Source organism: Paenibacillus sp. UNC496MF, from assembly GCF_900113915.1.
Lineage (GTDB): Bacteria > Bacillota > Bacilli > Paenibacillales > Paenibacillaceae > Paenibacillus_Z > Paenibacillus_Z artemisiicola.
In genome coordinates, this window is sequence record NZ_FORE01000006.1 from 72,346 (window position 1) to 92,658 (window position 20,313).

Annotated in this window: 19 protein-coding genes and 1 pseudogene; 3 read left to right on the plus strand and 17 right to left on the minus strand. The window is 61.8% G+C overall.

Annotated features, from left to right (window positions below):
* Nucleotides 1-213: 213 nt before the first annotated feature.
* Nucleotides 214-1,347, minus strand: a complete 1,134-nt coding sequence (locus tag BMZ79_RS08950) for a DNA cytosine methyltransferase (protein WP_090638913.1) — start codon at nucleotides 1,345-1,347, stop codon at nucleotides 214-216.
* A 236-nt stretch (nucleotides 1,348-1,583) separates the two neighbouring features.
* Between BMZ79_RS08950 and BMZ79_RS08955 the strand changes: the two genes are divergently transcribed.
* Nucleotides 1,584-1,799: a helix-turn-helix domain-containing protein gene (locus BMZ79_RS08955; RefSeq protein ID WP_090638915.1), complete on the plus strand. Its 216-nt coding sequence runs from the start codon at nucleotides 1,584-1,586 to the stop codon at nucleotides 1,797-1,799.
* Between the two features lie 152 nt (nucleotides 1,800-1,951).
* On the opposite strand, the gene rlmD is transcribed toward BMZ79_RS08955, so the two are convergent.
* From rlmD to BMZ79_RS08975, 4 genes are all read right to left on the minus strand, one after another.
* On the minus strand, nucleotides 1,952-3,538 hold the full coding sequence (gene rlmD / locus BMZ79_RS08960; RefSeq protein WP_090638917.1) for a 23S rRNA (uracil(1939)-C(5))-methyltransferase RlmD: 1,587 nt from the start codon (nucleotides 3,536-3,538) through the stop codon (nucleotides 1,952-1,954).
* A gap of 47 nt (nucleotides 3,539-3,585) precedes the next feature.
* Nucleotides 3,586-4,500 carry a diacylglycerol kinase gene (locus BMZ79_RS08965; RefSeq protein ID WP_090638919.1) on the minus strand — a complete coding sequence of 305 codons (915 nt, stop codon included), beginning with the start codon at nucleotides 4,498-4,500 and terminating at the stop codon, nucleotides 3,586-3,588.
* A gap of 364 nt (nucleotides 4,501-4,864) precedes the next feature.
* Nucleotides 4,865-5,704: a sirohydrochlorin chelatase gene (locus tag BMZ79_RS08970; protein WP_090638920.1), complete on the minus strand. Its 840-nt coding sequence runs from the start codon at nucleotides 5,702-5,704 to the stop codon at nucleotides 4,865-4,867.
* A gap of 4 nt (nucleotides 5,705-5,708) precedes the next feature.
* Nucleotides 5,709-5,999, minus strand: a complete 291-nt coding sequence (locus BMZ79_RS08975) for a YerC/YecD family TrpR-related protein (RefSeq protein ID WP_090638924.1) — start codon at nucleotides 5,997-5,999, stop codon at nucleotides 5,709-5,711.
* Nucleotides 6,000-6,403: 404 nt separating this feature from the next.
* Between BMZ79_RS08975 and BMZ79_RS08980 the strand changes: the two genes are divergently transcribed.
* Both BMZ79_RS08980 and BMZ79_RS08985 read left to right on the plus strand, forming a co-directional pair.
* The gene (locus tag BMZ79_RS08980; protein WP_218154673.1) at nucleotides 6,404-7,066 is read left to right on the plus strand and encodes a hypothetical protein; all 663 of its coding nucleotides are present in this window, start codon (nucleotides 6,404-6,406) and stop codon (nucleotides 7,064-7,066) included.
* A 385-nt stretch (nucleotides 7,067-7,451) separates the two neighbouring features.
* A complete protein-coding gene (locus BMZ79_RS08985) occupies nucleotides 7,452-8,093 on the plus strand; it encodes a DUF975 family protein (RefSeq protein ID WP_177222067.1) in 642 nt (213 codons plus the stop codon).
* 139 nt (nucleotides 8,094-8,232) lie between these two features.
* Here the strand turns inward: BMZ79_RS08985 and BMZ79_RS35030 are convergent, their stop codons facing one another.
* The 12 genes and pseudogenes from BMZ79_RS35030 to BMZ79_RS09040 form a co-directional block, all read right to left on the minus strand.
* A complete protein-coding gene (locus tag BMZ79_RS35030) occupies nucleotides 8,233-8,364 on the minus strand; it encodes a hypothetical protein (RefSeq protein WP_256252624.1) in 132 nt (43 codons plus the stop codon).
* Between the two features lie 524 nt (nucleotides 8,365-8,888).
* Nucleotides 8,889-9,887, minus strand: coding sequence for an inorganic phosphate transporter (locus BMZ79_RS08990; RefSeq protein WP_090640094.1), 999 nt, complete (start codon nucleotides 9,885-9,887; stop codon nucleotides 8,889-8,891).
* A 26-nt stretch (nucleotides 9,888-9,913) separates the two neighbouring features.
* Entirely contained in the window at nucleotides 9,914-10,528 is a 615-nt protein-coding gene (locus BMZ79_RS08995) for a DUF47 domain-containing protein (protein WP_090638929.1), read from the minus strand.
* Nucleotides 10,529-10,916: 388 nt separating this feature from the next.
* Nucleotides 10,917-12,065, minus strand: a complete 1,149-nt coding sequence (locus BMZ79_RS09000; protein WP_256252625.1) for a DUF3048 domain-containing protein — start codon at nucleotides 12,063-12,065, stop codon at nucleotides 10,917-10,919.
* A 204-nt stretch (nucleotides 12,066-12,269) separates the two neighbouring features.
* On the minus strand, nucleotides 12,270-13,616 hold the full coding sequence (locus tag BMZ79_RS09005) for a DUF4179 domain-containing protein (protein ID WP_090638931.1): 1,347 nt from the start codon (nucleotides 13,614-13,616) through the stop codon (nucleotides 12,270-12,272).
* Nucleotides 13,597-14,169, minus strand: coding sequence for a sigma-70 family RNA polymerase sigma factor (locus tag BMZ79_RS09010; protein WP_371263673.1), 573 nt, complete (start codon nucleotides 14,167-14,169; stop codon nucleotides 13,597-13,599). The genes BMZ79_RS09005 and BMZ79_RS09010 overlap by 20 nt, the downstream gene beginning before the upstream one ends.
* 125 nt (nucleotides 14,170-14,294) lie before the next feature.
* A complete protein-coding gene (locus tag BMZ79_RS09015; RefSeq protein ID WP_090638936.1) occupies nucleotides 14,295-14,711 on the minus strand; it encodes an organic hydroperoxide resistance protein in 417 nt (138 codons plus the stop codon).
* Nucleotides 14,712-15,156: 445 nt separating this feature from the next.
* Nucleotides 15,157-16,587: a sensor histidine kinase gene (locus BMZ79_RS09020; RefSeq protein ID WP_090638938.1), complete on the minus strand. Its 1,431-nt coding sequence runs from the start codon at nucleotides 16,585-16,587 to the stop codon at nucleotides 15,157-15,159.
* A complete protein-coding gene (locus BMZ79_RS35575; protein WP_177222111.1) occupies nucleotides 16,584-17,201 on the minus strand; it encodes a winged helix-turn-helix domain-containing protein in 618 nt (205 codons plus the stop codon). The genes BMZ79_RS09020 and BMZ79_RS35575 overlap by 4 nt, the downstream gene beginning before the upstream one ends.
* Nucleotides 17,193-17,561 (minus strand): annotated as a pseudogene (locus BMZ79_RS09030) (response regulator transcription factor); the annotation flags it as partial. The gene BMZ79_RS35575 and the pseudogene BMZ79_RS09030, both read right to left, overlap by 9 nt.
* A 37-nt stretch (nucleotides 17,562-17,598) precedes the next feature.
* On the minus strand, nucleotides 17,599-18,993 hold the full coding sequence (locus BMZ79_RS09035) for a hypothetical protein (RefSeq protein WP_090638940.1): 1,395 nt from the start codon (nucleotides 18,991-18,993) through the stop codon (nucleotides 17,599-17,601).
* A gap of 117 nt (nucleotides 18,994-19,110) precedes the next feature.
* A partial coding sequence (locus BMZ79_RS09040; protein WP_090638942.1) for a polysaccharide deacetylase family protein occupies nucleotides 19,111-20,313 on the minus strand: 1,203 nt, incomplete at its 5' end.

Below are 20,313 nucleotides of genomic sequence, written 5' to 3' on the forward strand. Positions count from 1 at the left end.
GAACTAACTAAATCAAGAAAGTCCCCGGAAGGACTAGTCGTTGATCTGAAGTTTTAGCCACTCCCTCAAATGGAACCTACATTGGGTTACTTGTCAATAGGCATTAGTCCCGTAAAGCTTTTCCAAACTCACATAAATATTATAGTATATTCATAGCCATAAAAATTAAAATATCCTGTTATAAATAGAACAAAAAAGCAGGCAATATGCCTGCTACACACCGATTCTCACATTGATAAATTCTAGTAATGTTTCTGCTAATCCTTTAGCCGCCAGATAAGGGACACCGTTACCCACGGTTTTAAATGCATTTGAAAGTGTAATTTCCGGAGGCAACTCAAACTGTTTAGGGAGTGACTGTATTGCTAAGGCTTCAGCTACTGAGAGTCTTCTTGCCTTATAAGGATGTAAATGAACTTCATTATTACCATAAGCTGCAGTTGGAGAATATCTCCAGCGATGGAGGCGTTTATAAGATTTTTTCGAGTCGTCTCCTTCAGAAATGACTAGAAACTTAGCCAAGCCGGCTTTTGGGGTAAAAGACATATGGGAGTTAGGATGATTATATACATCGTTAAGACGGAACCAATGTTCAACTGTAAGTTCGGGCGGCACACCTGCCGGTATCCCCCTGGATATGTCTTCACCAAACGAATCTTGTGTAGGGAACGGGAAACCCATGATTTCTGCTAAAGAATATTTGATTTTTGCTTCCCAGGGAAATATATCTCCAAGAGTTTCATTTTCCCTCATTGTTATTCCCAACTCGTTTAAATAAGATTGTTTTATACCTAATAAAATGATGCGCTCCCTTTGTTGCGGCACACCATATTCAATCGCGTTTATTAGACGCTCTGTCGTAACATAACCCTGGTCCTGTAATTTTTTCTTCATATGTTCATAGAATATACGATGTTTTTTAGTTCTCCATAATCCCTTAACATTTTCTAGCAGAAAGAATTCTGGTTTTTGTGTGCATATGATATCCACATATGTCGCAGTTAACTTACCGTTGTCACCTTCAATCCCCCGGTTTTTACCACCTACTGAGAAATCTGGACAGGGAGGCCCGCCGATAAATCCAACTGGATTTCCTCTTTCTCGACAAATATTAACTAGACCAGACAACTCTTCGCTCCCATTCTCGGTTAGAAATTGTGTAACATCATTATGAGGGCACCCAAATTCCGGTAGGTCTATACCCATCTTTTCCCTTGAATGCTCATATGTGGCACGAAACGAATCATTAAACTCATTAATCATGACAACATTATAACCACTTAATTCAAACCCCAGATCCAGGAAACCCGCACCCGAAAAAAAGGAAAAAATACTTGGACGAATCATCACTATCACCTTTCCGATGCTGAAATACGAACATACGATCCTTTAACTATATTATCATATCTCCCATAGCTTTGCGTAATTCTTACCGCAATCTATCTATTCCATATTTAGCTACATTAGAAAAAGAACACCCAGAGAAGTCCCTTCTACACACTTTTGATACGCAAATACGTACCACACTTATGACTATATTATGATACGCTTTTGCGTAAGTCAATAGACAGGGAGCACTTAGTATGACAAAGAGAGTAAAAGTGAAAATACAAGAGACAATTCAAAAAAGGGGAATATCATTAAGAGAATTGTCAAGGATTGCTGATGTACGGCATGCAGCGTTAAGCGAATTATGTAACAATAAACGTGAAAACATTAATTTCACTCATATAGAAAAGATTGCTGAAGCTCTTGATATCAACGACATAAGAGAGATTATTGATTTAATTGGTGAATAAAAAAAAACCGCAAGTTCATTAATTGGATGGCTCGTAATGCTTTACATATCCATCTTTAAATGGATACATTTCCAATGTAAAAGATTAAACAAAAAACCTCTAATGATTTTCTCCAATAGAGGTAATACACCAATACATTTCTGGTCCTAGTCTTACCTGACTAACTGTGCGCAGCACTCCACATGTACCGTATGCGGGAACATATCCACCGGCTGCACCTCCACCGTCCGGTACCCGCCATCCTCCAGCACGCGCAGGTCGCGCGCCAGCGTGGCTGGGTTGCACGACACGTACACCACGCGTTCCGGCTTCATCGCCAGGATCGTGTCGAGCAGCGCTTCGTCGCAGCCTTTGCGCGGGGGGTCGACGACGATGACGTCGGGGACGATACCCTCCTCGCGCAAGCGCGGGATGACGACTTCGGCGGGGCCGGCTTCGAAGGCGGCGTTGGCGATGCCGTTGAGCGCGGCGTTGCGCTTAGCGTCTTCGATGGCCTCCGGCACGATCTCGACGCCGTGGACATGACCGGCTTGGCGCGCCAGGAAGAGCGAGATCGTCCCGATGCCGCAGTACGCGTCGATGACTTGCTCGGTGCCCGTCAGCGCCGCGTATTCGACCGCTTTGCGGTACAGCGCCACCGTCTGCACCGGGTTCACTTGGTAGAACGACCGGGCGGAGATGGCGAAACGGATGCCGTCGAGCTCGTCATAGATGACCTCGCTGCCCCAGAGGACGCGGGTCTCGTGGCCGAAGATGACGTTGGTGTCGCGTTTGTTGATATTTTGCACGATGCTCGTCACGCCCGGGATCGTCTCGCGGATGCGCGCGATCCATTCCTCGACGTTCGGGATTCGCTTGCCGTTCGTGATGAGCACGATCATCGCCTCGCCGGTCACGAAACCGACGCGGGCCATGACATGGCGGAGCAGGCCTTGGCCGGTCTCTTCGTTATACGCGGTGATGCCGAGCTCGCGGCCGATGCGCTTCACGCGGGCGACGATCTCGTCATTGCTGTTGTGCTGGATCAGACACTCGTCCATGTCGATGATCCGGTGGCTGCCGCGGGCGTAGAAGCCGCCGATCAGGCGCTCGCCGTTCAGATCCGGCTGCGGCAGGCCGTCCTTGCCGTGAATCGCCCCGCTCACCGCCATGCCCATCGGCACGGACGCCTTGTTGCGATAGCGCCACGGCTCGCCCATCCCGATCGTCGGATGCACGATCACCGCCGCGTCCCGGCCCGCTTCCTCGACCGTTCCGCTGCTCTCGCCGACGCCGGTGCCGCGAACCGCCTCGCCCGCCACCCGCAGCTTCCCGATCCGCTCCAGGCTGTCCACCACGTGCTGCCGCTTCCACTTCAGCTGCGCGGCATAGTCCATGTGCTGCAGTTGGCAGCCGCCGCACTGCTTGTAGATCGGGCACGGCGCGTCGACGCGGTCATCGCTCGGCGCGACGATCTCCGTCAGCTTCGCGTAGCCGTACGTCTTCTTGACCTTCATGACGCGCGCCCGCACGGTCTCGCCCGGAAGCGCTCCCTGCACAAAAAGGGTAAAGCCGTCCGCGCGGCCTACCCCTTCGCCTTCGTGCGTCAAGCCGATGATTTCGACGGTGACGTCGTCATTCTTATTGACCGGCGCCTGCGAGGCGCCGCTGGCGGCCGGCTTCGCGGAAGGCGCATGGTTGGCGTTTCGCCCTGCACCACCTGCTCTGCCCCCGCCGTTCCTGCTCTTGAACTTGCTCATTGTCTTAACCCGCTCCATGCACCGCACGCCCGGGCGCGCGGTTTGCTTTATTTATAAGTCGAAATGCCCGCTTCGTCGACGATTATGCTCAGATGCGACGGCAGCACCGTGAACGTGCACGGCAGCGTGCCGCCGTACTCGCCGTCGAGGTTCAGCTGCACGTAGTCCGGCGTCGTGACGGTCAGCTGCCGCGTCTGGAAGCTGACGACGTGCGGATCGTTCAGATGTTCCCCGCGCAGCGCGAGCGTCGCGAGGCGGATGAACTCGCCGAGGTTGCACTTCTTCAGCACCACGACGTCGAACAGGCCGTCGTTCAGGCTCGCGTCCGGGGCGAGCTTCTCGAAGCCGCCGACGGAATTGCTGTTGCAGATGAGGAACATCATGATTTCTTCGTGAATCTCGCCGATTTCCTTGGCCTGGAGGCGCAGCTCGGTCGGCCGCAGGCGGGTCATTTTCTCGAGGCCCTTCATATAATAGGCCAGCTGCCCGATCATCGTCTTCAGCTTGCTCGGCACCTCGTACGTCAGCTCCGTCAAGGAGCCGCCGCCGGCGATGTTGATGAAATACCGGTTGTTCGCCTGGCCGAGGTCGATCGGCTTCGCGTACTGCTGGATAATGAGGTCGCACGCGTACTCCCAGTGCTTCGGAATGCCGAGCGCCCGGGCGAAGTCGTTGGTCGTGCCCAAGGGCAGAATCCCGAGCGGCGGCCGGTGCTCCTTCTCCGCCAGCCCGTTGATGACCTCATACAGCGTGCCGTCGCCGCCCGCCGCGATGATCATATCGAAGCCGCGGTCCGCCGCGTCCGCCGCCGCCACCGTCGCGTCGCCTTCGCTCACCGTCGCGTGGCAGCTCGTCTCGATGCCCCCGCGCTCGAGCCGCTGCAAAATATCCGGCAGCCTTCGTTTGATTTCCTCCCGACCCGACGTCGGGTTATAAATGAGCCTTGCCCGCTTAATCGTCACTGACTGCTACCTCCGAACATCCGAACATCCAGGCCGGCCGATAAAGGAAGGCGAACGCCGGCGCCGCGGCGGACACGAGGGGGGAAGCACGACAACGCGGTTCCGATCGAATCCGAACGGACCCGACCTTCCGTCGGCGCTCCGCCCTTGCCGTTCTCCCCATCGTAACCGCTGCCTCGCCGCTCTCGCCATGCGCGCCAACGCGCTTTAGCGGCGCCCTCTATCCTTGGGACCCGCCGCCGCTGCCGTCCTATCCTGCCGCCGGATTTCTATCCGAATTTGATCCCGATTGCTTTCGAATTCTAATCTGATTTTATATCGAATTTCGATCTGTTGCCCTATTCCTTACTATACACCAATGCGGCTAACTTCCCAAATGCCCGTCGCCAGCCGCGCCCAGTTCTGCAAGCCATTTCCGGATCTGCCGCTCCATCCAGCCCGCGATGCACGGATTGGGCAGCAGGGCCCGGCCGTTGTACCGGTAGGCCAGCCCCTCGAGCCGCTTCGGAATGACCGTCCGGGTAAAATACCCCTCGCTCAGGAAGAGCGGCACGACGAGGAACGCGTCGCCGGGATGGCGCCGCTGCAGCGCGCGCAGCTTGCACGCCGCCTGATCCGGCAGCAGCATCGCGATGTCCGCGCCGGCGAAGCCCCCGCGCGCGCGAAGACGCGCCGTTAGCCGCTTCATACCCGCTCGCCAGCGGCCGTGAAACACCGCCTCGCGCGAGCCGTGCGCGATAAGCAGCAACCGCTCCCGCGCGGGCGCCTCCGACAGCGGCGCGATATTGCCGTGCAGCAGCTCGGCGATGTCCGCGTCGTCGTCGATCGGCTGCCCCATCCGGACGCGCACGCCCGCGGGGACGCGGAACGGCGCGAGCTCGCCCGGCCGGGCCGCCGAGACGGGCGGCGCGCCGAACGCCTGCGCGATGTCGTCCGCATGCGTGCTTCCGGACGACACAAAAAGCGGAAGGACGTAGAGTTCGCTTACGCCTTCCGCTACAAGCCGATCGATGCCATCCTGAATGAGACGGCCTTCCACGATTTCAAGAAACGACGACGCGATCGGCACCGCGTCCCCGCTCTCGCCATCCGGTTCGAACGCGAACCCGGCGGAAGCGGCGACGGCCGCGACGGCGTCGTCGACGAGCTTCACCCAGCCCGCTTCGCGCGAGCCGTGGCTGATGACGAGGATGCCCGGCTTCATCGGGCTATCGTCCCGAGCGCTCCAGCGCCATTTTGTACCCGTCGTTGCCGTAATTCAGGCACCGCTTCACGCGGGAGATCGTCGCCGTGCTGGCGCCGGTCTCCGCTTCGATCTGATTATACGTAGCGCCCTTGCCGAGCATGCGCGCCACTTCAAGCCGCTGCGAGAGCGACTGGATTTCGTTCACCGTACACAGGTCGTCGAAGAAAATATAGCATTCTTCCACGCTCTTCAAGGTCAGCACCGCTTCGAAAAGTTGGTCGACCGTCTTATCGTTCAGCTTCTTCAATTGCATCGTCCGCGCTCCTCCCACCCTGACTGATATGCTCAGTGTACTGCTTTCATCGACAATTTTCAAGCGTCACCGTTGCGGTGCTTTACAGATCAACAGAGACGAGCGAGAGACGAATTAATAGAAGGGGGATAGAAAGAGGCGGGCAGGTAGAGATGCGGGAGAGCGTTTGCGGCTCGAGGCATGGCTTGAAGAAACCCGCCGCCCGATCGGGGCATCGTCGTCTGCATCTCGCGTCCGCGACGCGACAGCGTTCGGCTCGATAGCGGTCCGAATGCGTTCGGCTGCTTGCCGTCGGCCATGCCCCGGGCGGAACGCCCCCCTCCCATTCACCCATAAATATTTGCCCAAAGCGGGCATCCGTCCAATCCGCATAGTCGAGTATCCCATAGACTAATAACAAAACGTTGAAAAAGGTTGTGATCTGCGTGAAATATCGCTACGATCCGTCCGTCAGAAGCTTCCAGCAGCCCCTCGGCGGCCAAGGTCAAGGCCCGCAAAATCCGCCCGACAGCCCGTTTCCGGGCATTGCGGATCCGTTCACGGGCCTGAATAAAACCGTCGGCGTCAAGACGCCCGTTCCCTTCGATACGGCCGAATTCTCGAAGGGCGTGCCTTCGATCAACATCATGCCGGCGACGAACCAGCAAATCATTCCGCTCCCCGAGGCGCCGAGCACGCCGGGCGTGCCCGCCGCGGCGGCCGACGCGAAAGCCGACCCGGCCGCGCCGGCCAAAGGCGGCTTCAATCTCGGCAACAGTCTGAACGACCTGAAGGGCGTGGTCGACCGGATGGGCGGCCTCGACGGCATCGTCACGACGATGACGAAGGTGCAGAAGGTCGTCGGCAGCTTCACCCAGATGGCCCCGCTCATCAAGGTGCTCGCCGGTTCTTTCGGGAAGAAAGGGGCTTCGGCCACGATCGCGGATGACAGTCTCGACGAATACAAGCCGCGCCCGCGCAAGAAGAAGCGCCGCGCGACCGGCAAGAGCGTGAAGGGCGGCGGTACCAAGAGCGTCAAAGGCGGCATCTCGCCGAACGGGGTGAAGCGCAAGCGCCCGCGCAAATAGCACCGCGCCGCGGCGAGCCGAATGCCCTCATTCGGCTTCAAGCATGTGCGCGCATGAACAGCCGGCGGTGAACGGAGCCGTCGGCCGTTTGCCGTGCGAGGGCGAAGACGGGTTCCGTTGTTGCCGCGCAAGTGTTTTCGCGCCGTCGCCGGCTTGCTGCATGCCGCCTCGATTGACAGCTGACGCATCCCGCCGCTGCCCCGAACCCGCTGCGAGCGGACAAGCCATTCGACAGCTTCCGGCAAAAAAATAATGACTTTTGGCCCCCGAATCGGTTAAGATGAGGTTCGGGCATCGTTCAACATTTGGACACAACTCCCCCGTCCCGGGACGCTTGCTCGCGGCTCGGGCGTACATTTTATTCAAAGGTGGTTTGCCGGTCATTATGGTTACAAGCTCAGAATTGCGGGCACGGGCTCGGGAAAGCTTACGAGGGCAATGGCGCAGAGCCGCGGGCTTCACGCTGGTCATGCTGCTGATCGGTGCCCTGCCGAACGTGCTGCCGGCCATCGGACAGATCGCCATCGAAATTTGCGCCGGCGCTCTCGCCCTCGGCGCGTATAGCTACTTCTTGCTCGTCTCTCGCGGCGAGCGTCCGCCGTTCGTCGAATTGTTCAGCGGCTTCGCGGACTTCATCCGCTCGTTCCTGGTCTATCTGCTCGTGTTGATTTTCACCATCCTGTGGCTGCTGCTGTTCATCATTCCCGGCATTGTCGCCGCGCTTCGGTATTCGATGGCTTATTTCATCCTGAAAGATAACCCGGAGATCGGCGCGCTCGAAGCGATCCGCCGCAGCAAAGCGATGATGGTCGGGCACAAATGGCGGCTGTTCGTGCTGCTGCTGAGCTTCATCGGCTGGATTCTCCTCTGCATCCCGACGTTCGGCATCGGCACGCTCTGGCTCAACCCGTATATCTACACCGCGGTGGCGCATTTCTACGAAGACCTTCGCCTGCGCGGGGAATCCCTCAGCGGATCGTTCGCCGCCCAGGATTCGCCTCCGCCTCCGCCTCCGAACTCGTTTTAAGCGAGTTGCCGGCAAGGTGACACGACTTGAAAAAAGGGCTGTCCCGCTCGTCATGAAAATGGCGATGGGGCGGCCCTTTTGTTCGTGGACGGCTAATTTGTATCACGTGCCTATGTGGAGATAACCTGTCACATTGCCGCTACTTGCTCCAAAGCCAATAGAGCAATACGCCGATTGCCAGAATGACGCCGGCCGCAATCAACACGATCCAAGGGTTGCCGGCAATGAAATAGCTGTCATGGTACTGGAAGTCTTCGCTTAACGTCATCATCGTTCGTGTTGCTCCGTTCTGTTCATTCTTTTCATCGGTTAGTCCCCGTCCGAACGATCGCGTTCGAGAAGGCTAACCTATCTTCTATTCGCCGCCGCGCTTCAGACTCCTTGCTGCCTAGTAATCGTACAGCGCCCACTTGGACGGGTAAAAGTAACGGTACCTCATGCTTCTCTTACGCCGAACTCGCCGATTGGCGGATGATGTACGGTACCTGGTACCGCTCTTGCACCGGATTCTCCATTTTGCGGTCAATGAACGGTACCTGGTACCGTTCTTAAGCCAATTTCGCCGTTTTACGGGCCATGTACCGTACCCCATACCGCTCTTGTGCCGAATTTGTCGCTTTGCGGGCCATGTACCGTACCTCGTACCGCTCTTGCGCCGAAATCGCCGCTTTGCGGGCCATGTCCCGTACCTCGTGCCGCTCTTGCCCCGGCCGCCCCGCTGTTCCCCCAACAAAAAAAGCACCAAGCCCGCGCCGCCGCGCAAGCTTGATGCTCTTCCAATTAGAGGCCCGTCCCCTACAAAAACAGCGCAATCGCCTGATAAATCAGCGCCGCCACGATCATCGAGATCGGGATCGTGATGATCCACGAGATGACGATCCGGCCGGCGAGGCCCCACTTGACCGCGGAGAAGCGCTTCGCGCTGCCGACGCCGAGAATCGACGACGTGATGACGTGCGTGGTGCTGACCGGCAGATGCGTCAACGTCGCGGAGAAGATGACCGTCGCCGACGTAATGTCCGCCGCGAAGCCGTTGATCGGCTCGATTTTGAATATCTTCGTGCCCATCGTCTTGATGATCTTCCAGCCGCCGATCGAGGTGCCGAGCGCCATCGCGGTCGCGGCGGAGATCTTCACCCACATCGGGATATGATCCGTCGTGTCCTGTACGTTCGCCGTGACGAGCGCGAAGGTGATGATGCCCATGGCCTTCTGCGCGTCGTTCGTGCCGTGGGTGAACGATTGGAACGCCGCGGTCAGGATCTGGCCGGAGCGGAACATTTTGTTGACCTGATGCGGGCTCGATCTGGCGAACGCCTGCTTCAGCAGCCACATGACGACGAAGCCCCCGGCGAACGCGATGAACGGGGATAGAATAAGCGCCTTGATAATAGCGGTAAAGCCGCTGGCGTTGATCGCGCCGAAGCCCGCCGAGCTGACGACCGCGCCCGTCAGGGAGCCGATCAGGGCGTGCGACGACGACGACGGAATGCCGAACCACCACGTCACGAGGTTCCAAATGATCGCCCCGAGCAGCGCCGCGACGACGACCTGCACGCCGTGGTCGAGCACGGTAGGATCCGCGATTTTGCCCCCGATCGTCTTGGCGACGCCGGTGAACATGACCGCGCCGAGGAAGTTCATGAAGGACGCCAGAATGATGGCGAGCCGCGGCGAGAGTGCCCGCGTGGAGACCGTCGTGGCGATCGCGTTCGCCGTATCGTGAAACCCGTTAATGAAGTCAAATGCCAAGGCAAGAAAAATAACGATGCCGACCCAAATGTATACGTCCATGCTCATAGCCGCTCGTCCCCGTCCCCTTAGCTGTTACGCATGATAATGGTTTCGAGTGTGTTCGCGACGTCTTCGCAATAGTCGGTCGTTTGCTCGAGGCGCTCGTAGATCTCTTTGCGCTTGATCAGCTCGATCGGATCCGTCACGTTCGCGAACAGGCTCTTCACGCACACGCGCAGCAGATCGTCCGCCTGGTTCTCGAGCTCGTTGATCTGGATCGACGGCTCGCGCATCGCCAGCAGCTTCTTCTCCGACAGCAGGTAGATCGCCTTCTTGATCTGCTGGGCGCAGCGAAGGAGGTTGTCCGCGAACAGCGTGATGTACTCGTCCGGCTCGGTGATGTTGTACATCTCGAAACGCGACGCGCACGCCTCGATGCCGTCCAGCACGTCGTCCAGCGAGCTCGTCAGGTTCATGATGTCGTCCCGCTCGATCGGCGTAATGAACGTTTTATTGAGCTCCGTCAGAATCGTATGCACGTGACGGTCGCACTGGCTCTCGAATTCTTTCATGTCGCGCGCGAATTTCGTGACGTCCTCGATGCTGGAGACGTTCTGCTGAAAATAGAGCACCGCCTCCAAAATCGTGTCCGCCATCGCTTCGAACGTGTTGAAGAATACGTCGTTTTTCCTCTTGAACATAACTATCCCCTTTGCCATCTTCCTCGATTGGTTGCGGCGTCTTTACAAAATCAACAAGAAACCGACAATATCTTATCACAGTTTACAACGCAATTGTTAAGGGAATGTAAATGAATTATGACATTCTTCGCGATATTTTTTTCGGCCGCTTTTTGCGCCGTCGGCACTATCCTAGTCTTTTCCGGCATAGCCGTTTTTAACCTCATGCAGGGAAAATAAAACCGGAAGCGCGGGGCTTCCGGTTTGGGGGGAGGGCGGCGATTGGGTACCGCTTGGCGGTTGGTTCAACGGTTGCGGGACGATCCAGCTGCGATGCTGCAGGGCGTTTCGCGCTATGTTCAACCCCGCACCGCACCGTGTCTCTAATCGCTTCCGGCCGCAGGCCCGTCTAAGGCTGCCGGGACGTCGCGCTCCCCGCCGCGCCCAGCTTCAGGTGGCTCTCGAACGTCGGCGTCAGCGGCACGATATGGTAGAACGTATGGCCCGGCACAAACGGCAGCTCCTGCCCGTCCTTCATGAGCCGGATGACCCCGTCGGCGCCGCGGACCCACTCGCAGTCGACGGCTTTGCCGAGCTGGATCAGAACGGCGGGTCCGCCGGACTCGAGATCGATCTCGAGCCGGCCGTAATCGTCGTACGTCCGGTGCTTCGCGCCCAGCACGACGAGGTTCGCCGCGGTCAGCTGCGCCTTGGACTCCAGGTCCGCGTGCGGCTTGCCGTTAATGAAGCGAGCGTACAGCTTGGCCGACGGATCATACGTATACGACACGACGTAATCCTTCAGCAGAAAATGCAGCTCCACCTCCGAGGCGTCCGTGCCCCCTGCCGTCGCGCCCGCTTCCGACCACGAATAGGCTGGAATGTCGACCGTCTCGTCGTAGCCCTTCTTCGCGGCCCCGGCCCGCAGCTTCTCGAGGTTGGAGTACAGATTATGCGGCGCCTTGCGGAACGACTCGCGGTAGAAGTACGCGCCGGCGTTGGAAATCTCGTCGAGGTACGGCTTGCCGTGATGCTGCAGCAGGTCGTAAGCGTCGGTGCTCGCCCCGGCATGCGCGAGAACGGCGCGGTACGCTTCGCCGATCCGGATCAGGTACGGCCGGTTGCTGCGGATCGGGCCGATCGGCGACGTCGACGGCGTGCTCTGGAACACGGCCACGAGCCGCGTGATGCCGCCCTCCGCGAGCACCTCCCAGACGACGTCGGCGTTCGGCAGCCCCGACTGGGGACGAGCCGCGGCGAAATTGTTCACCATAACCGCGATCGGCCGCTGCTTGGGCTCCTCGTCCTGCGGCAGCCCCGTCAGCGGAGCGACGAACTGCGGCGGGTCGACGGCCGGCGGATCGACCGGCTCCGTATCGACGGGCTCCGTCGTCTCGTTCGCCGGCGGCGGCGCGTCGTTCGCCGGCGGCGGCGCGTCGTTCGCCGCATTGGGCGTATTGCCGCCGCCGCTGCAGCCCGCCAGCGCCAGCATGGCGGCCAGCGCCAGCAGCAGGCCAAAGCGAAGCAGCGCCTGCCTGTCGTGAAGTCGTTCTCGCACTCGCGCATCCCGCCTTTTGTCCATTCGGATAGAAAAACCTGTCCGTTCCATTAAACCACATTCGTCCAAGGATTGTCTTGTTCGGATAGCCCTGACCGCCGACCGAACCATGCCGGCTGGCTGTCAGCTGCGCGCTGGTACGGCACACTCGCCACCGAGAAAATTGTTCTTTCGGCAAAACAGCTCCGTTTGGCGGATTGATCGCTACTTCAGCTTCACCGTGAACGGCTGTTCGATCCAAGACGGATAGTCCGTGATGCGGAACGTCAGCGGATTCGTGTACGGCTTGTCGAGCATCGCCTCGAAGGTGGTGGTAATTTCGTCGGTCTCGTTCGTGCTTGAAGTCCGGTAGCCGCCGATCTGAAACTCGCGGCCCGCCGCGTCATGGAACGCCCCGTCGACGATCGAGAAGGAAAAACGGTCCAGGTCCTTATTCGTCTTCACGCCCAGCCTTACCGTAACCTTGTCCGTGCCGGTCTTCTCGGCGGATATGATTCTCACCCGGTCGTCGGGCGCCTGCAAGATGCGCTTCTTCGCCAGATCCATCGTCAGCTCCAGCTTCGATTTGTCCAATGCCATAATCCGGCTGCCTTCCAGCGTCAGATGCTTGGGCTTCGAGAAGAACGCGCTCTCGAACTGCAGCGTCACTTTGCTTGGCGAAGCGGACGTCGACCCGTAACTGCGCAGTTCCTCGCCGGCATCCGTCACGATCCGGAGGTCGCCCAACCAGAAGATCTTCATGGCGTTCGCTTCGTCGAACTCCGCGTCGACTTCGATGCTCGTCGGATGCACGACCGCCCGCGCGAACCGGATCCGCTGCCCCTGCACCGTCACGGTCTGATCGAGCGGGATCGTTTCCGACAAGCCCTCGAACCGCGTTTTATCGATCGGGAAGACCGCCGTCCACGCCTTGTCCTGCGGATAGCCCGCCAGCCCGATGCTTAACTTAATGCGATCCGGCATCTCCGTTCCGGCCGCAAGGCTGATGTCCATGCGCTGGTGAAATTCGGAGCGGAGCTTGCCGTCGGCACCAGAACCTCCGGAAGAGTAAGAAGCCAGCAGCGGCTTGCCCGTATCCGCGTCATAGACGCGCGGCCGGTCATACGGGAGCGCCATCTTCTCGGGCAGCTTCACCGTATAGAAGACGTTCAGCCGCGTATCGTCCGCGATGATTCCGGTGACGGTGAACGTCACACCGTCGTGGCTGTCGCCGGCGCTGACCGGCTGCACGAAATCGTTCCTCACGGCGCCCTCAAGCCCCTTGTCCCCGGCGACCAGCGCGACGAGGCCCGACAGCCCGGGCAGCTCCGCCACCGCCGCGGCGAACGCCGGGGACACCCGCACCAAGCCGAGCAGCAGCGCGAACACGAGGGCAACGGACGCCGCGGCCGCGGTCCGCCTCGCGCGCCTGCGCCCCGTGCGTCTTGCCCGCGCCATGCCCCGCAGCGCCGCTTCGTCCAAGGCGGCCGGCACCGGAGCCGCGTCCCACGCCGCCTGCTCGTCCGCGAGCCCCGCTTCGAGCCGGCTCCGTTCATGCTCTGGCAAAATCATGGCTTCCCTCCTCTCCCAGCTCGCCCCGCAGCCGGACGAGCGCCTTATGCAGCCGCGTCTTGACGGTGCCCTCCGGGCATTCCAGCACGGCCGCGACCTCCGTCAGCGTAAGCTGCTGGTAATATTTCAGGATGATGACGTCCTTCTGCTCCCGCGGCAGCCCGTCGACGAGCCGGGGCAGGCTGACCCGCGTATCGCTGGCGTCCGCGAACGTGCCGGCCGCCCCCTCCGCCTCCCGGCCGTCCGCCGGCTCCCGGCGCTTCCGCTTGCGAAATTCGTCGGCGCAGACGTTCAGCACGATCCGCACCGCCCACGTATGGAAGTACGCCGGCTCCTTCAGCTTGCGGAAGCTCTTGTACGCGCGGTAGGTGGCCTCCTGCACGGCTTCCACGGCATCGGCCTCGCGGTGGAGATAGGCCAGCGCGATCCGGTACAGCCGTTCCTTGCTCGCCTCCATGAGCCGCAGGAACGCGTCGTCCTTGCCGGATGCGGCCGCCGCCTTTTGCTCGATCGTATCCAGTGTCTTGACCTCCCGCCTTGCCTTGATGACTATTAGACGCCGGGAAGGGCGAAACGGTTTTCCGTCGCGGGCAGAAAAAAAGCAACCCGGCCGGCCGGACGAACCGGCGGGCGGATTGCTTTTCCGTGCTAGGGGCGAATCGGCGCTGCGGCCGCCGGCTATACGACGCGAATGTCCACCGGAATGTTGCCCCTCGTCGCCTTGGAATACGGGCACACCTGATGCGCCGCCTGCGCCAGCTCCTGCGCCTGCGCCTGCTCGATCCCTTTCAGCGTCACGTCCAGCTGGACCGCGAGCGCGAAACCGCCGTCGTCGTCCTTGCCGATCGTGACGCGGCCCCGCACTTCGGTGCCTTCGACCTTGACTTTCTGCATCCGGCACACGAGGTTCAGCGCGCTCTCGAAGCAGGCCGCGTAGCCCGCCGCGAACAGCTGCTCCGGGTTCGTTCCGGCGCCGCCCGCGCCGCCGAGCTCCTTCGGCATCCGCAGCTCCAGGTTCAGGAGCCCGTCGCTCGAGGCGAGCTTGCCCTCGCGGCCTCCGGTGACCGTAACGTCCGCGGTATATAAGTTTTGCATGATCGGTTCCTCCGTCGCGTATGAGTATGGGCCGGATCCGGGCGTTTCGGCCGCGGTCCGCCGTCCACTAGGATTCTCCGCCGCACCCAGAACTATCCATCCCCTGCCGAAGACCGCGTGCGTAGAAGCAGCGCCGCCGTCGTATACGATTTTCCTTTTCAGCCATACTAGTTCTAAAACCCGCCAAGGGAGGATTTCCCTATGCAAACCCTTTTCCACTGGCTGCACGAGCGCTGGCTGTCGGCGATCGTCGTCGTCCTCGCCCTGATCGCCGTCGGCTTCGTCGTCAACAAGCGCAAATCATTGTTTTACAAGGAGTAGCTCTCCGCCCGCGCGTGCGGGCCTACGAAAAACCCGATCGCTTCGTCCGGCTCCTGCAAGCCGGCGCGAGGCCGATCGGGTTAGTTTGCGTTCGGGCGGCCGGGCGGCAGGCTGCCGGCGCGCCTCATCCTTGCTCCTGCTTCTCTTCCTGCCGCTGCGCGTCCGTCATGAGCGGCAGCAGGATCGTGACCGTCGTGCCGACGTCGACGGCGCTGTCGAGGCGGAACATGCCGCCGTGCAGCTCCACGATCTCCTTGCAGATCGCGAGCCCGAGGCCGCTGCCGGAGCGCTGGCTCGTGCCCTTGTAAAACTTCTCCGTGACATGCGGCAGGTCCTCCGGGGGGATGCCGATGCCCGTATCCCGGATCGTCAGGCGCGCGAAGCCGTCCTGCCGTCCCGCGCCCACCAGGATCGAACCGCCTTTCGGCGTGAACTTCATCGCGTTGTCCATCACGTTGATGAACACCTGCTTCATCCGGTCGGCATCGACCTTCGCCGTCAGCTCCTCGTCGCCGAGATCGCCGCGGATCGTCACGGATTCCCGCTGCCCGCGGGCTTCGAACTGCCGGAGCGTCTCCTCGAGCGTCCTGCGGACGTCCAGCATCTCGGGATGGAGCACGATGCTCTTGGCGTACAGCTTGGAGAAGTCGAGCAGGTCCTCAACGAGGCCGGACAGCCGTTCCGTCTCCCGGTCGATGATCGCGAGGCCCAGGTTCAGCTCCTCGACGTCCGAGGGATCGCCGGAGGCGAGCGTCTCGCTCCAGCCCTTGATGGACGTAAGCGGCGTGCGGAGCTCGTGGGAGATGGAGGAGATGAAATCCTCCTTCAGCTTCTCCCGCCGCGTCAGCTCGGAGGCCATCGTGTTCAGCGTCTCCGCGAGCCGGCCGATCTCGTCGCGGTCGCGCGGCGCGGCGCGGCGGCTCCAGTCGCCCTCGGCCATCTTCTCCGCGACCTTCGTCAGGTTGCGGATCGGGCGGGCGATCCGGTTCGCGATCAGCACGCTCATCGTGAAGAAGAGCAGCACGACGGTCGAGCCCACGAGCACCGTCAGCCACAGGATGTTGGCGATGATCCGGTCCACCGTCGAGAGCGACGCGGTGTAGCGGAACATGGCCGCGATGCGCGCGCCTTCCTTGACGGGCAGCGTCACCGCGATGATGCGCTCGTTCGTCACGGGATCGCGCCCGCGCCAGATGCCCTTGTCGTGAACCAAGGCGGCGCGGACGTCGGGGGTGTCGATGACCTTGCCGTTCCCGTCGAAGCCGTCGCTGTCGACGATGATCGCGCCGGAGCCGGTCAGCAGCTGGAGATGCGCCGTGCCGGCGGCCATGTTTTGCAGCATGTAGCGGGCCTTCTCCTTCGTCGGCTCGTCCGCGATCTGCCGGTTGTGCAGCGCCGCTTCCGTCTGCGCCCGCTGCAGCACGGAGCTGACCGCGCTGGAATAGTAGTAATTCCAGACGAGCGTGCCGAACAGGGAGCCGAGCATGACGACGACGAGCACGATGAGCACGCCGTAATTCCAGACAAGCCGGGAGCGGAGGCTGGTGCTGCTCATTGCCCGTCGCCCCGGTTCCAGCGGTAGCCGTAGCCCCACAGCGTCTCGATGTGCTTGGGATCGGACGGCCGCACCTCGATCTTCTGCCGGATGCGCCGGATGTTCACGTCCACGATCTTCAGATCGCCGACGTAATGGCGGCCCCACACCGAATTCAAAATATCGTCGCGGCTCAGGCCTTCGCCGTCCCGCTCCATCAGCAGCTTCACGAGCGTCCATTCCGTCGGCGTCAGCACGATCTCGACGTTATCCTTCCAGAGACGGCGCTCCGACGCGGAGAGGAGGAACGGGCCGGAGGCGATGTCGCCGGGACGGACCGGGCGGCGATGGCCGGCTGACGGCGGCGCGTCGGCCGCGGCCGGATCGGCGGCGGCTTCGCCGCCCGCGCCGCCCGCGGGGCCGCTTGCGCTGCCCGCGCCGGCGCCGATGGCGTCCGGCGCTGCGCCGCGCGGCTCCGCCGCGGAGCCGCCTTGGCCGGGCGCGGTGCCGCCCGCTTCGGCGCGGCCGCCCGCGGCGCCTTCGGCCGTCTCGGCTGTGCCTTCGGCCGCGGCTCCGCCGGCGGCACCATCGGCCCCGCCGACGCCCGCTCGCTGCTCCTCGCCGTACGGCATCATGCGCCGCTTCAGCGCATGCAGCCGGGCGATGAGCTCGCCGGGACTGAACGGCTTCTGCACGTAGTCGTCGGCGCCGAGCTCGAGCCCGCGGATTTTGTCCTCCTCCTGCGACTTCGCCGTGAGCATGACGATGCCCATACGCGGGAACAGCTGCCGCAGCTGCTCGCACACCTCGAACCCGCTGATCGTCGGCAGCATCACGTCCAGCAAGGCGATATCGAACGGCGGCACGGCCGCTTTCGCGAGCGCGAGCGCGGTCTCCCCGTCCTCGGCCTCCGTCACTTCCATGCCGTTGCGTTTCAAATTAATGCGAACGAAGCCGCGAATCGCCTCTTCATCCTCCAAGAATAATATCCGCATGCGGCAGTCCCCCTTTCGCAAACATCCCTTTGTCTCTCTACGGCGCCTGCAGCTTGAACAGCCGCTTCATTTCCGCTTCGTCCGGCGGAAAGCTTCCCGGCCCGGCGGCGCTCAGCCTGCCGCCCTCCTGCAGCTTGTCGTGCCAGACCGCGTAATAGACGAGCCCGTCCGCCGCGCCAAGCTTCAAGTACCGCGCCTCGTCCGCCTGGAGCTTGCTTTCCCGGTCGTCCCAGGCATCGAGCGCCGCGACCCGCACCGTCAGCACCTCGGCCCGCCGGCCGGATTCCTCGTCGTACGCGTCGAGCGCGATGTCGCTCGGGCTGCCGTCCGCCGGGCGCCGGAACGTGAACCCCGTCCATTCGGACGGAATCTGGATCGCGTAAGTATCGCCCGCGTCCGCATACCGTCTCGCGACGACGAGGAAACCGCCGCGGCCGTTCCACTGCTTATCGACCTCGATCCAGAGCAGATCGCTGTACGGCACGCCGTCCGATTGCCCCGGCGCTTCGGCCAGCAGCGGGATGTCGAGCATGCCGTCCCCGTTGGCGTCGCCGCTCAGCACCGCGTTCGCGTTGGTCTGCACGTTCTCGTCGCTCGGGGACCTCGGCGGATAAATCTGCACGAGCTTCCCGTCCTCCCATGCGAGCATCGTCGTGGTCGACGAATTGGAGCCGATCGCGGCATCGCCCACGACGCCGTATTTGTCCGGCGCCAGCTGGCCGAGCTTCACCTGCAGGTAGGCGTTGACCGAACCGTCGAGCGGAGCGGACGCCGCCTTCACCGCTTCGCCGCCCGTGAACCGGTACAGGTCGAGCCCGGCGGTCAGCTTCAGCCGCTGGAGCTGAATCAATCCGATCTCGGGGCTGCCGTCCCCGTCGGCGTCGCCGATGCCCATCGTGTCGTACGGCAGCTCCGCGAGCGGCTTCGGCGGCCCCGTCTCCCCGGCCTCCCGGCCGATATGATAGAGCGTTAATATATGCTGCGGCTCGCCGAACTGGTTCCACCCGATCATCAGCTCGGGGATGCCGTCGCCGTCGAGGTCCGCGTCGCGCAGCACGTCCACGCCGTAGGCGGACGTCTCCGCGAACGTGAACCGCTGCCGCCAGCCGTCCGACGTCTGCTCCAGCACCATCACGCGCTGCGTGCCGCTCTCGTCGGCGAAGACGACGAACGCCTCCTTCCGGCCGTCCCCGTCGCCGTCCAGCTGCAGAATCGCCGAGTCGGCTTCCTCGTGCGTCACGACCGACAGCTTCGCCTGCAGCGGCAAAATCGTCCGCAGCGCTTCCGTCAGCGCCGCGTTCTCCGGCACCGGCTTCGGCGCCATCAGCAGATCCGCCGGCGTCGTCGTATACTGGCAGCCCGCGGCGAGCAGCAGCGAAGCCAGCCCGCCGAGCAGGAGCGCCTTCCGTATGAAATGTCGTCGAATCCGCATGGATGCGCTCCTTTCGGCTATTCTTCCATACCCTTGCGCCGGGCGGGATCCACCCCTCCGCCGGGGCGTCTTCGGCGGCCTGCGCGAAGCGCGGCCCAGAGTCGCGTCCGCACCGGTCTAGCTGCCGGCCTTGACCCCGTCTTTCGCGTTCGAGCCGGGCGCTCCGGCCTTGCCGTCGACTGCGCCGGCCCCATCGCCCTTGGCTCCGCCGGCACGCTTCCCGGCGTTGCCGCCCGCTCCCGCCGCGTCCGCGCCGGATGCGCCGGTCTTGCCGCCGGCCGCTCCGCCTTTGGCGCCGCCGGCGCCCTTGCCGGCCGCCCCGGCTCCCGCCGCATCGCCCGCTCCCGATGCTCCGCCCAGCGCGCCCGCGCCGCCTTTGCCGGCGACGACGCCCGCGGCCGCTTCGCCCTTCGCGCCGCCGGCGTCCTTGCCGGCGGCTCCGCCTTTCGCGTCCGCGCCGTCCTGGGCGCCGCCCGCCGCGCCGTTCGCTTTCCCGGCCGCGTGCTTCGCTTTCACGTCCAGCAGCTCGCTGACGGTGACGAGCGTAAAGCCCCTCGCTTGCAAATCCTTAATGACGAGCGGCAGCAGCTCCACCGTATTGGCGAGATGCTTGCTGCCGAACGAATGCATGAGAATGATGCCGCCGGGATGCGCGTTCTTGTTCACGTTGGCCCGCATCGCGGTGACCGACGCGCCTTCCCAGTCGCGGGTATCCACGGTCCAAAACACCAGGGAACGGCCGTTGTCCGCCACGATCTGCTTCAATAGCGGCGAGGAGGCGCCGTACGGCGCGCGCACGAGGCGCGGCACGTAGCCGGCTTGCTTCCGGATCAAGGTGTCCGTCCATTTAATTTGATTCATGATATGAGCGCTGTCAAGCCTGGACAGATCCGTATGCGAATAACTGTGATTGCCGATCTCGCTGCCTTCCGCCACGATCCGCTTCATGACGGCGCCGTAGCGCTTCACCTGCGTGCCGACCGCGAAGAACGTCGCGTGTACGTGCTTGGCTTTCAAAATATCCAAAATCTTCGGCGTGTACTTGTTGTCGGGGCCGTCGTCGAACGTCAGCGCAACCAGCTTGGCGCCGTCCGGGCCGCCGTAAGCCGCCGCGGGCTGGGACGGCCGGTCCAGCGTGACCGGGGGCGCCGCTTTCTGCGGCTTTCCGCTTCCGTCATTCGCGCCGCTCCCGGCTCCCGGCTTCGAATCCCCGCTGCTGCCGGCGTTCGCATCACTTCCGGCTCCCGGCTTCGCGTCCCCGCTGCCCCCGGCGTTCGCATCGCTCCCGGCTCCCGGCTTCGCGTCCCCGCTGCCCCCGGC

Bases quoted from the DNA above. Each gene is read 5' to 3' on its own strand.
- BMZ79_RS08950 (WP_090638913.1), bottom strand. From the start codon at position 1,347: ATGATTCGTCCAAGTATTTTTTCCTTTTTTTCGGGTGCGGGTTTCCTG.
- BMZ79_RS08955 (WP_090638915.1), top strand. From the start codon at position 1,584: ATGACAAAGAGAGTAAAAGTGAAAATACAAGAGACAATTCAAAAAAGG.
- rlmD (WP_090638917.1), bottom strand. From the start codon at position 3,538: ATGAGCAAGTTCAAGAGCAGGAACGGCGGGGGCAGAGCAGGTGGTGCA.
- BMZ79_RS08970 (WP_090638920.1), bottom strand. From the start codon at position 5,704: ATGAAGCCGGGCATCCTCGTCATCAGCCACGGCTCGCGCGAAGCGGGC.
- BMZ79_RS08975 (WP_090638924.1), bottom strand. From the start codon at position 5,999: ATGCAATTGAAGAAGCTGAACGATAAGACGGTCGACCAACTTTTCGAA.
- BMZ79_RS08985 (WP_177222067.1), top strand. From the start codon at position 7,452: ATGGTTACAAGCTCAGAATTGCGGGCACGGGCTCGGGAAAGCTTACGA.
- BMZ79_RS35030 (WP_256252624.1), bottom strand. From the start codon at position 8,364: ATGATGACGTTAAGCGAAGACTTCCAGTACCATGACAGCTATTTCATT.
- BMZ79_RS08990 (WP_090640094.1), bottom strand. From the start codon at position 9,887: ATGGACGTATACATTTGGGTCGGCATCGTTATTTTTCTTGCCTTGGCA.
- BMZ79_RS08995 (WP_090638929.1), bottom strand. From the start codon at position 10,528: ATGTTCAAGAGGAAAAACGACGTATTCTTCAACACGTTCGAAGCGATG.
- BMZ79_RS09005 (WP_090638931.1), bottom strand. From the start codon at position 13,616: ATGATTTTGCCAGAGCATGAACGGAGCCGGCTCGAAGCGGGGCTCGCG.
- BMZ79_RS09015 (WP_090638936.1), bottom strand. From the start codon at position 14,711: ATGCAAAACTTATATACCGCGGACGTTACGGTCACCGGAGGCCGCGAG.
- BMZ79_RS09020 (WP_090638938.1), bottom strand. From the start codon at position 16,587: ATGAGCAGCACCAGCCTCCGCTCCCGGCTTGTCTGGAATTACGGCGTG.
- BMZ79_RS35575 (WP_177222111.1), bottom strand. From the start codon at position 17,201: ATGATGCCGTACGGCGAGGAGCAGCGAGCGGGCGTCGGCGGGGCCGAT.
- BMZ79_RS09035 (WP_090638940.1), bottom strand. From the start codon at position 18,993: ATGCGGATTCGACGACATTTCATACGGAAGGCGCTCCTGCTCGGCGGG.